Source organism: Flammeovirga sp. AWQ4_249 (assembly GCF_056161045.1).
Genome location: NZ_JBSWYJ010000009.1, coordinates 122,601 through 134,440, shown reverse-complemented (window position 1 = coordinate 134,440; position 11,840 = coordinate 122,601). Strand labels below are relative to the sequence as shown.

The 11,840-nt window shown below is 32.2% G+C and carries 7 protein-coding genes; 2 read left to right on the top strand and 5 right to left on the bottom strand.

The features are described from left to right. Positions 1 to 159 precede the first annotated feature (159 nt). Positions 160 to 2,241: a sugar-binding protein gene (locus ACXAHM_RS09580; protein WP_474960211.1), complete on the top strand. Its 2,082-nt coding sequence runs from the start codon at positions 160 to 162 to the stop codon at positions 2,239 to 2,241. Between the two features lie 72 nt (positions 2,242 to 2,313). Here ACXAHM_RS09580 and ACXAHM_RS09575 read toward each other — a convergent pair whose 3' ends face one another. The 5 genes from ACXAHM_RS09575 to ACXAHM_RS09555 all read right to left on the bottom strand — a co-directional run bounded on the left by ACXAHM_RS09575 (position 2,314) and on the right by ACXAHM_RS09555 (position 8,646). Next, positions 2,314 to 2,439 (bottom strand): hypothetical protein, encoded by a 126-nt coding sequence (locus ACXAHM_RS09575; protein WP_474960233.1) that lies wholly within the window; start codon positions 2,437 to 2,439, stop codon positions 2,314 to 2,316. A gap of 5 nt (positions 2,440 to 2,444) precedes the next feature. Further along, positions 2,445 to 3,794, bottom strand: coding sequence for an alpha-L-fucosidase (locus tag ACXAHM_RS09570; protein WP_474960210.1), 1,350 nt, complete (start codon positions 3,792 to 3,794; stop codon positions 2,445 to 2,447). A gap of 41 nt (positions 3,795 to 3,835) precedes the next feature. Continuing rightward, the gene (locus ACXAHM_RS09565) at positions 3,836 to 5,800 is read right to left on the bottom strand and encodes a family 43 glycosylhydrolase (RefSeq protein WP_474960209.1); all 1,965 of its coding nucleotides are present in this window, start codon (positions 5,798 to 5,800) and stop codon (positions 3,836 to 3,838) included. 190 nt (positions 5,801 to 5,990) lie between these two features. Beyond that, a complete protein-coding gene (locus ACXAHM_RS09560; RefSeq protein ID WP_474960208.1) occupies positions 5,991 to 7,733 on the bottom strand; it encodes a DUF5060 domain-containing protein in 1,743 nt (580 codons plus the stop codon). Between the two features lie 31 nt (positions 7,734 to 7,764). Beyond that, positions 7,765 to 8,646: a family 16 glycosylhydrolase gene (locus ACXAHM_RS09555; RefSeq protein WP_474960207.1), complete on the bottom strand. Its 882-nt coding sequence runs from the start codon at positions 8,644 to 8,646 to the stop codon at positions 7,765 to 7,767. 257 nt (positions 8,647 to 8,903) lie between these two features. Here ACXAHM_RS09555 and ACXAHM_RS09550 point away from each other — a divergent pair, with 257 nt between their 5' ends. Further along, positions 8,904 to 11,792: a carbohydrate-binding protein gene (locus ACXAHM_RS09550; protein WP_474960206.1), complete on the top strand. Its 2,889-nt coding sequence runs from the start codon at positions 8,904 to 8,906 to the stop codon at positions 11,790 to 11,792. Positions 11,793 to 11,840: the final 48 nt, after the last annotated feature.

The window sequence follows — 11,840 nt, the reverse complement described above, 5'->3', positions numbered from 1 at the left end:
TTTTTTTCTATAATAAATAATTACCCCCCATTTTTCATGCAAAAAATTAGCCTGATGTTTTAGGATATGAAAGTAATTTAGCACTGATAATCAATAATAAATTTCTAAAACTAACGCTTATTCAACCCTTTCAGGATTGTCAAAGCTAAACTATTAATTATGAAAAGAATTATACTTAACATTAATCTACTTCTACTCACTATTCTATTTGGACTGCAGAATAATATTCATGCACAAGAGGAATGCGAGAAAACAGTATTTATTGAAAACGACGGTTATGTTGTTTTTGAAGCAGAAAACACTACACTTAACAGTTTCTGGAAAGTGAATAACTCATTTTCAGAAGATGCTTTGGGTGAAGGTCATATAGAATTCCAAGGTAATAATAGTTATGGGTCGGTGAATGAAGAAACCATTTTAACATACAAGATTCAAATTAATACACCCGGAACTTACCAAGTAAAATGGCGTTCACGAAACGGTAAAAACGCTGCAAAGTTTGATGAAGAAAACGATAGTTGGTTAATGGTTAATGCTTCAGATTTCTATGGTATTAAAAACGCAACAGGACAAAAGGTGAATAGCAATAATCATTTTATGAAAATGTGGATTCAGGATATTAATAACTGGTCATGGAATTGCTTTGGAGAGCACGGAGGTGTAAATGGTTTAAATGTTTTTGCAGAGTTTGACGTTCCTGGTGTATATGAAATTAAAGTAGCCGGTAGATCAAAGTTTCACCCTATTGATAGAATAGCTTTATATATGGCTGGAAAAGGAGGCACTGCCATGGCAAATTCAACCGTGGTAGCTGAATTAGAATGTGAAGATGAAGCTTTTAAGGAATATGCAGCAGAAAGGAACTATGGTATTAAGCAATTAGATAATTCAATTATTATAGATGGAGAATTAGATGATTTATGGAGTTATGTAGAAGAGCAAGTTGGTAATTATGAAGCAAATGAAGAAGAGATATCTCCACATACAGATTTCAATTTTAAATTTAAATTGGCATATGATGCTGACTATTTATATCTTTTAGCTGATGTTGTTGATGAGAATTTACAAGAAGTTTACCAGGAATCAGATAGAGAAAGTGGTGATGCAATAGAACTGTATTTTAATATTGATAACCAACATAACGATAATGGTTCATATGATGATAATGACCTAATGTTAAGGCTTTATTATGGTGCAATTGATGGTTTTTATAAGTATGAAGGGAATTGGAAAACAAATACTAGTGATCTTAAATATATTACTAAATCGAAAAGAGGAGGTTATATTTTAGAAGCCAAAATACCTTGGGATGGTGTATTAACAGAGTATAGCAATCTAGAGAATTTAAAACTAGGATTTGAGATCTCTGCTTTAGATAGAGATACTAATTTAGCTGTTGAAAACCAATTACATTGGGCTAATGGGACAGGTATTAATACAGCAATTGAAGATACAAGGAAATTTGGTACTATTGAACTATTGGAATGGAGCTACCTGTACCCTTTTAAAACAGATTGGGAAGTTATTCATGTGGATAGTGAAGATAATATTGGAGTTGCCGATAGAGCAATAGATGATGACATGGCTACGTTTTGGCACACTGAATGGAGAGAAAGAAAAGCCCCTCTTCCTCATGAAATTCAGATTGATATGAAACAAGAATATGCTATTGAAGAATTACATTATTATAACAGACAAGATGAATATGGACCCAATGGTGCAATTGGAGATTATGAGGTCTATATAAGTAATGATAGTAATGAATGGGGAACTCCTGTAGCAAATGGTACTTTAGATTGGGGAGATAATTTAACTGAAAACTATAAAGTATTGCAAAAAATAGAGTTTACAGAAGTAGCTAAGGGTAGATTTTTAAAAATTGTAGCCTTATCAGAAATCCAAAATGATACTGAAGTTCCTTTTACTGCTGCAGCGGAGTTTTATATAGTAACTGCTGAAGAGGAAGAGGATGAAATAAATGATGAGGTTACTTCCAACTCGTTGGCTTCAGAATTAAAAATGAAAATTTACCCAAATCCATCAGCTGATAAAGTGATGATAAATGGTTTATCAAATTTGACTGAATATAGAATATATGACATGCAGCTTAAGTTAGTTTTAGAGGGTTATTTACCTAAAGGGGATAATTTAATCTCCATTCGATCTTTAAATAAAGGCATGCACTTAATTCAATTTAAAACAGATAAAGGTATTATAACAAAGAAAATCATTAAGAAATAATAGAACTAAAAAAGGATAGGAATTGAAGATTTCCTATCCTTTTTTAGTTTAAACAACCGATGTATAAATATATTACAAGCTTTTATTTGTTAGCTCAATTTTAAAAACATACGCATGATTGCAAGGCTTTTTAATCGGTAATTGAATGCTCAGATCATTGAGGTTTCTACTCCATTTTAGCTTATCATTATTACCTATAAGTGTTATTTTTTTATTTGATTTTGCTCTAATAAATCTTTTTTTTGGCCTAGACTATTTATTTTTAACATATCATTTTTTGGCCAGTCAAGAGCAATAGCATAAAGATAATTCTCCTTTGTTGTGAATCTAATATCTTCTGCAACTGCCTCCAAATTTTTAAATTCACTCAAATGTCCTTCTTTAATATCTTGAGGTCCTTCCCCATAGATAACCCATGGTCTAGTGTCATAAATAGCTTCTCCATTTAAAGCAAGCCACTTTCCCATTTCTTTTAAACGGTGAACAACTTCTGTAGGAATTTCACCATTTGCTTTAGGTGGAATATTTAACAGTACAGCACCATTTTTGGATACAACATCAACTAAGAAATCAATTAAACGATTCGTTGATTTATATTTTGGATCATCGATATGGCACCAAGCTTTCCAATCAATTGAATCGTCCGTTAACCATACAAAAGGCTGTTTATCTTTCATTCTTGAACGTTCCAAATCTAATACTGCAGTGCCTTCCTTTAAATCGTTAAATTTATAAGTACACACCACTTCCTTTCCCCATTTTTGAGCATTATTATAATAATTGGCTAGAAATTTTTTACGGTAATTTTCACCGATAATATCCATTCTATTATCAAACCAAATGATATCAGGCTCATATTTAAGCATTAGTTCATCTAATCTAGCTAACCAGTCTTCATTAAACTGTTTATTGGGTAGTGGATTACTTTTCGTTTTAGCCATATTGAATGTCCCATAGGGTGTATATGGGCCGTATAAACCCTCATATTCTTTAAGGCTAGCATCAGTAGTTTCATCCCAAGTTGGATACCAGGCATACATCCAGTGCCTATGATAAGTAGCGATAAATTTCATATCATATTTTTTAACAGCTTTTGCCATCTCCCCTACTATATCTTTTTTGGGGCCCATTTCCTTCGCATCCCAATGTGTTAAATCACTATCCCACATTGCGAAACCATCAGCATGTTCTGCAACAGGGCCTGCAAACTGTGCTCCTGCCTCTTTAAACAACTTAGCCCATTCGTCTGCATTAAACTTCTCACCTGTAAAAAGAGGTATGAAATCTTTGTATCCAAACTCACTTAAAGGAGCATATTTTTTTTCATGGTATTCTCTTATTTTACTACCTTTCTCATACATATAATGTGAATACCATTCTGTTTCATAGGCGGGCACAGCGTAAGGGCCCCAATGAAAATATATGCCAAATTTTGTATTTTTCCACCATTCAGGTACTTCATATTGACTTAAAGATTCCCAATTGGCATCATATTTATAAATGGAAGATTTTTTAATATTGTTACTAGCACAACCTGTAATGAGCAAGCTCAATACTGATGCTTTTATATATTAATATATCATCTATTAGATATTTATAATGCAATACGATTAAATTTTAAATCTTTTATATTCATCAAAAAACCATTTGAACCTTTAAAAACAATATAAATTTTTGTTCTTTGATTAATATTTGTATCTATATTTTTAGTAATAGAAGACCATTTTTGCCATCCTCCTGTATTGGGTATCGTTAGTGAGGAAATTAACTCTCCATCTATTTGATTTTTTCTGATTTCAATTATGCCCCCTTCTTTAGGTGTGGCGATACCTATAGTTATACTTTTTGGAGATTCTGAAAATTGGAGATTGCTAAAAACTAAATAATCACCATTATCAATATACCCTACGTTTTTACCACCAAGCTTACAAGGTTCACTCAATGTGCCTTGTTGATCAGAACAATTAATAGCTTGAATATTAGAGAAAGCATCATACACTTTGTTTGCTTTTTCTGAAGTGAAGCTAATTACATCTCCATGTTTTAATTTAGGTAACACTTCATAAGTATCCCCATTGACATGTAAATGACCCTTAGTATTTCCATTATTTACTTCTCTAATTTTTAATTTATTAAAAACTTTTGTGTTGAATAACTTTCCCTTATTAGATGTAACCTCAATGCTATGATTAAATTTATCCTCCAGCTCAATATCTACTGTTTTATTGATCAATACATTTTTTTTTGAGATACATTGAATCCAATCCAATTGTAGGTTTTCAGTGTTACCCTCAAAGTTGAAAGTTAGATTTTGTAATCCTTCGGGTTGGAACAAAACAGCTGTTTTTATCAACCTCCATTCACCTTCTTTCATTGCCGGAACCTTAAATTGAGCAAACATCGAATTATTTATAGTGATATCAATTGAGGCTTTTTGAGTTGAACTTACCCATAATGCTACATATGGATATTTATATTTCTCAAAATCAATATCATTTATCTTTATCATAGATTGTTCTGAAATATTCTTAACAATCCAATTAGGCGTTAATTCATCTGTTTTTGAAATAGATACATCTTTGACTTCAGAGTATTTATCAACTTGTATTGGGTCTTTTGCATATAGTTTAGCAATTCCTCTTTGTGTAGCTTTAATTTCAGGTATTAGTCCATTTTCATCAAATTGAATTCTATCTGCACACATAGACCTTCTATGTTTATTACCTGAGATATCCATATGATGATAAAACAATAACCACTCATTTTTATACTCTACAAATGAATGATGATTAGTCCAACAACCGTCTTTCCAACCTTCTAAGACTTTTCCTTGATATTTAAAAGGACCTCTGGGGCTATCACCAATAGCATAAGCAATCTCTTCTGATCTACTCGGAGCATGAGGGAATGTAAAGTAATATTTATCTTTTCTCTTGAAAACAAAAGGACCTTCTTTGTATTTTGGTGGTAATCCTTCAACTTTTTGAGGTTTGGTTTTAATGGTTTTCATATCCTGATTCAGTTCTACCCAAAATAACTTCTCACCTCCTCCGTAGTATAGAAAAACACTTCCGTCATCATCAATAAAAACATTAGGGTCAATACCTTCAATACCTTCTATATAATGATTTTCAGGAGTATATGGTCCCGTTGGAGTATCGGCAACTGCTACTCCGATCCTTCTAAAAGCGCTACCGTCCTTAGGCATAGCAGGAAAATAAAAATAATATTTCCCCTCTTTTTCAATACAATCAGGAGCCCACATACCATAACTATCTTTTACTACCCATGGAACAGTGTTATGAGATAAGATTTCTCCATGATCAGTCCAAGTTGTTAAATCTGTGGTTGAATATACGTGATAGTCCGGCATACAAAATCCATTATTCCCCTTTATCTGTGTACACGTTGTATCTGATGATGGAAAAACAAATAATGTATCATTCATTACCCTTGCAGTTGGATCAGCTGAAAAACGATGAGTAATCAAAGGATTTTGAGCATATACTTTTGATACAAAAATTAAGAGTATCACAAAAAGAGTATTTCTTAGTTTCATTTTTATGCTTGTTTAATTCATTTCAATCTTAATTAAACTATCTCGTAGATTAAAATAGAGGTAGTTTTTATCTTTTAGTTCAATGAATAAAAAACTTTACCCTATTAAAGATTAAATTTTTACCTATCCTATATAATGAAGAAAGCCTAAGCAGTTTTTACTTAGGCTTACGTTTGTAAAGAATCAATAGTTATTTCTTTCTTTTAATTAATGCTATCCAATCATTTTCACTATCTGGAGATGGACCAATGTTATGCTTTCCTTGTCCGTTTATGTTTTTATTTTTGGTTTGAATAAGTTCACCTCCCTCTCTTGGGTTATACCAATAAACAGAATATTTCCCTTCAAAATTTTTTAGGTTAATAGTAGGAGAACCACCATTCTTTAAATATATACAGTAAACATTACCCTCCTCAGCAAAACAAAAACTATCCTTAATATCAACAAGGTTATTATTTGGTTGCATGGATGTGAACGGGAGATACTTTTCAAAAAAATTGGTAGCATTATAAGTCATCTTCCAAATTCTATCTCTTGTGTGCCAATCTTCACAACTGAGATCTGAATTAGGATATTTATAACCAAAATAATGTTCTACTCCTGCACCGCCAGCCATAAGGTTAGCCCAAATAACATCTCTCCTAACTGTATCTTGTTGCATTGGATATTCATCAGGTAAAACACCTTTCCATGCAGGACCAATCTCATCTAGCCACACTACCCATTTTTTACCATTTTTTGCAGATTCAGTTCTCCATTTTAAAGTACTTTCATAGGTATGTTTCATGTCATGAATTTGTAAAGAGATACCATCGAGTGATTGTAAGCCTAATAATGGAGTAATGGTATTCTTATGATCTTTTTGTGATGGTAATGTATGAATGTCAACAGTATTTCCATATGGATCCAATGCTTTCATATATTCTATCATATTTTTTCTCATTTTCTCTGTTTGTCCTACAGGTGACCAGTTAGCAATACCATTTTCCTCACCCATGTTCCAAATTATCCCTGGGTGATGAGCGAATCTTGCGACCAATTCTCTGTAATAAAGTTTTCGTTGAATAGCAGTATATCCCATATCAAGTAAACATTCATTTTCTGTTTCTTGAGTTACTATATGTTTTATTAACCCAACTTTATCCATATGAGAAAAAAGTAATTCCCATTGTTCTAATTTACTGACATCGAATCGGTATCTTTCGTGTTCTTCAGTCCATGGCCAGACATTTTTACCATCACCCATCACATTCATAGTAAGAAAATAGACGGTGTTAATACCTGTAGAAGAAATATAATTCATTGCACCAATAATTCCTTTACCTTTCCCATTTTGCCATGAATGATCTCCTTCTTTCCATTCCTTCTCATGCGATAAGTACTTATGTTTTTTGGGTGTATCATCAAATTCATGATATGCAAGGAGGTCCTCCGGACTATTTACACCTCCTTTTATGAAGTAATCTTTGGTTCCTTCAAATTGAAGATAATGTTCATTTGCTGGGAGTAACCTTCCTTTTGCTCTTAAGTCTTTTCCTTTTTTGTTACTCTCCTTTATTTCAAACTCACCAGTAATATTGTGAAAATATACTCCTGAACCAGTAGATAAATCATTGGATATAGCTATATTTTTTCCTTTCAAAAAAGAAACTTCATATTTCCATGTGCCAGTTTGATTTGGAGTAAACCGAACACACCATTTATTCCCTTTACTTGCACTTGTTTCTGCTGCATTGCCATCTGCTGCATAAAAACCAGGAACTACTATCTGTGTTTTATTATTTGTGAAGGTTACCTCTAACCTATAATCTAAAAAAGGGTTTTCAGTAGCTACTTCAGAAGTATTTGGCCCATCAAATAGAATTGATAATGTATGCCAAATCATTCGTTCACCACTTATTTCTTGTGCTGAAATTGTATGTGAGAAGCACACACTAAAAATTATAAGTATTATGTATTTCATTCTAATTCTGTTCACTTTTTTCCCAAACTCTAAAATATTTTACTTTAAATTCACCTTCCAGTCGTTTATCATCAGGTAAAGCTCCAAACCATTTGTTTGATTCATTGTTAAAGTTTACCTCAAGTGGTTGATGCCAATGTGTATTTTTTGCTTCTCTGAAAAGAATTCCATCAATATAAAATCGAATATATTCAGGAGTCCATTCAAGTCCCCAAACATGATAGTCTTCTTGTAATTCCTCCGGGAAATAATATTTTTTTGTTCTTGAAAAATGTTCTTTTACATTTCCTTGATCTTCGGGTGCTCTAAATACATGAATATTAGAGTTAAGGTCATTTCTATTATAAGATAATCCGGGAGCATTTTCACATATATCAATTTCAGTCCACCAATCTGCACTAACATTTGTCATCCAAAAACCTGAAACCCATGGAGCATCCATTAATTTCATTTTGGCTTCAAAATAACCATAGAGGAATTTTTGTTTGCTTTTTATAAAACCAGAAGTATGTGTATATCCTTTTGGTAACTCTTCATTTTTATGTTGGTTAACTCTAAAAAGAAGTTCACCATTTTTTAAAGAAACATTTGAACCATGAAAATACGTTGGTTGGCGTCCCTTCCATTTTGGATTATTTGGATACCATATTTCTTCATTCAGTTCATTTGAATCAAATTCATCAGAGTATTTTTTCAAGAGTTTCCAGCCTGATTGATTTCTTTGATCTGAAAGAGGAAACTTACTATTAGAAGCTACAACTTGTAAACTAATTTCTACTGTATCTACATAATTTTTTGGAGGGATTGTTAAATCTTGAGCACATAAAAATGTCGTTGTAGAAAAAAATAAAATTATTCCCGATAATGTTTTTCTAATATTCATCTATAAAAAGTCTTGTTTTTAGTTGAGTTGGTAATTCATTTCTTAAACAAATAAAGGTGTTTTTGATGTCATATACCGTAAAAAAAAGAAGCTATCAAAGGGGGTAATTTTTGAAATGTTGAAAAGTTTAATTAGTGTAAGATTAACAAATAAAAAATTACCCCCACTTATTCCTAAAAATTTTTTCTGAGCTCATTCAAATTCCGAAAGTAGATTGGAAGTGTAATTATTACTTATAAACTATCTATTATTTACTTATGCGTAACTTTTATTTTAAACAACCAGTTTTTGGCACAACACTTCTCCTATTCTCATTTGTAAGTTTTTTATTTAGTGATGCTATTGCTCAAACAACCGCAACAATTGATCATAATGTAAGAAGATACATTGGAGGTGTATCAGCATTAGATAGGACCAAGTTTTTTAATCTTCACTCTAATGCAAATGATGCTGATTTATTTCAGTTTTATGAAGATTATAATGCGTATCCGAGTAGAGGTTTTTGGGGGCCGTTTTCTTATTCAAAAAGTAAAGGGAATTCAATAGGTAACTACCCTTCGGGACGATCTGGAAATGATAATCTCAAAAATGTAAGTAGGTTTGTTGCAACAGAACATCCTTACAACGTTTTTAAAGATGGATTAGATGCTAATGCCGCTGCTGATTGGGTAGTCGAATATTATAAGGATTTTGTTCCTGATAACGAAAGGCCTTTATTTTTTGAACCAATGAATGAACCATTTGTACATGCAAATGAATATTATGAAGGCAATTGGAATAATGCTGAAGAAGACAGAATTAAAAGGCAAATGGCGGAAGTTTTTGCAACTATTGGGCGAAAAATACATGACACACCTGCATTAGACAATATGAAGGTGATTGGATATTCAGCTGCTTGGCCATCACTTGAAGTGAGAAATTTTGATCATTGGCGTGAAAATATGAAAATGTTCATGGATGTTGCAGGTGCAGATATGGATGCTTTTGCTTCGCATTTATATGATGGTGTGAATGTTACGGGCCAAAATAATAAAAGATCGGGTAGTAATTCCGAGGCTATATTAGACTTAATAGAAACTTATAGTCATACCAAATGGGGCACAGTAAAACCTCATGCTATTACCGAATATGGCTCAATAGCGTCAGGCTATGGCGATGGGTATAGTGATATCGAAAGTATTCAGACGGTAAAAGCAATAAATCATATGCTTTTTAATTTATTAGACAGAGAGAATAAAATTGATATTTCAATCCCATTCTTAACTGATAAATCGACATGGCATTTAACTGCAGGGAATAATTATCAACCTTATAGTGCAGCATTGTTTATACCTACTAATCTTGGTGAGTCATATGTGGCAGGTTGGAGATATTCTCCTAAAATTCATTTTTATGAATTATGGAAAGATGTAATTGGAAATAGAGTTCATGTAACAACTGATAATCCAGATATTCAAATTCAAGGCTTTGCCAATGCTAACAAACTTTATATTGCCTTGAATAATTTAGATGATCAATCTCAAAATGTAGATTTAAATTTTGTCAATGGTCTGGAAGGTTTTCAAAACTTAAAAACAAAGGCTTTAAAAATTTATGATAATTCACAGCCTTCTATGGATATAACTACTAGCAACTCAGCACCTACTTCAATTAATCTTATTGCTGGAGAAACAGTTGTATTAGAATATACTTTCAGTAATAATATTACTTTTAATAATGTGATAAGAGATAGAAAATACTATACAAGCAATCATTTAAAATACATAAATGCAAATATCTCTAACACTTTCAATTATTATAATGTGGATTTAGGGACTGGCCTAGCCTCTATTCACATGGGTATTTCAAGAAAACATGATCGATCTAAGTCTCCAATTGTAAAATTAAATGGAACTACTTTAAATGTACCCAATAATTGGAAAGGATATGATCAAGCAAACAGGGATGACTTTTTTGGTGTAATTGAAATACCATTTGACGTAAATTTACTTCAAACAAATAACACTATCACTGTTACTTTCCCGGATGAAGGAGGACACATAAGTTCTATGATCTTAGAAGTGAAAAAATATGATCAAGATGTACTACCAAATGAAGATATAACTGTAATTAATCCTCCTAGTACTATCATGAGTGATACTTCAATTGATGTAGAATTAGCTTATACCGCTAATGGCCCTAGAGATATTGTCACTGAATTTTGGTCATCCACTTCGTGGTTAGGTCAAACAGTTCAAACAGTACAAACAGGTAGCGGAACAGAGACGCTAACTATTTCTTTAAACAACCCTCCATCAATAGGTCAAGGTTATGTAATAAAAGCAAGTATACGACCTGTAGGTTCTAATTGGACTCAAAATATTGCAACTGATCAAATAAATGATATTGAAATAATACCATTAGTTTTACAAGAACCATATGGTGGAGTAGCTTCTTCAATTCCAGGTAAAGTAGAAGCAGAAAATTATGATGAAGGAGGCGAAGGAATTGCCTATCATGATAATACAGTTGATAACCAAGGAGGACAATTCAGATTTGATGATGTTGATATAGAAACTTGTAGCGATGATAATGGTGGTTATAATGTCGGATGGATGCACACAGGAGAATGGTTAGAATACACAATAAATGTAGTATCAGATAATGATTATGATATCTTTCCTAGAGTAGCAAGTGTAAACGATAACGCACAAATGAAATTATTAGTCGACGGCATTGAAGTAACAGGAAATCTAGCAGTACCTAATTCAGGTGGTTGGCAAATATATCAGACAATGCACATCAGGAATATAAATTTAACACAAGGTAAGCATGTCATTCGAATAGAAGTAATTAATGGTGATTTCAACTTAAACAGTTGGGCAGGATGGCCTTCTTCAACATCGAATGCTCGTAAATTACAAGTTAACAGTGAAAATATTTCTATATATCCTAATCCGGTAAAAGATGATTTTATATATATAAAAGTACCTACAAATGAAACATCCAAAGTAGAGGTGATTGATATAAATGGAAGACTTCTAAAAATGAAATCTTACAGAGAATCTAATTTTAAAATGTCTTTAAATGACCTTCAAAAAGGGGTTTATATAATAAAAATTACTACGGAGAATTATCAAATGACCAAGAAAATAGTTATTCAATAACCTATAAAAAGAAAAGCCGGTAGCAAAGATGTTACCGGCTTTTAAATT

What these genes read in the sequence shown, in the direction of transcription:
- ACXAHM_RS09580 (WP_474960211.1), top strand. Translation starts at nt 160, where the DNA reads ATGAAAAGAATTATACTTAACATTAATCTACTTCTACTCACTATTCTA.
- ACXAHM_RS09565 (WP_474960209.1), bottom strand. Translation starts at nt 5,800, where the DNA reads ATGAAACTAAGAAATACTCTTTTTGTGATACTCTTAATTTTTGTATCA.
- ACXAHM_RS09550 (WP_474960206.1), top strand. Translation starts at nt 8,904, where the DNA reads ATGCGTAACTTTTATTTTAAACAACCAGTTTTTGGCACAACACTTCTC.
- ACXAHM_RS09555 (WP_474960207.1), bottom strand. Translation starts at nt 8,646, where the DNA reads ATGAATATTAGAAAAACATTATCGGGAATAATTTTATTTTTTTCTACA.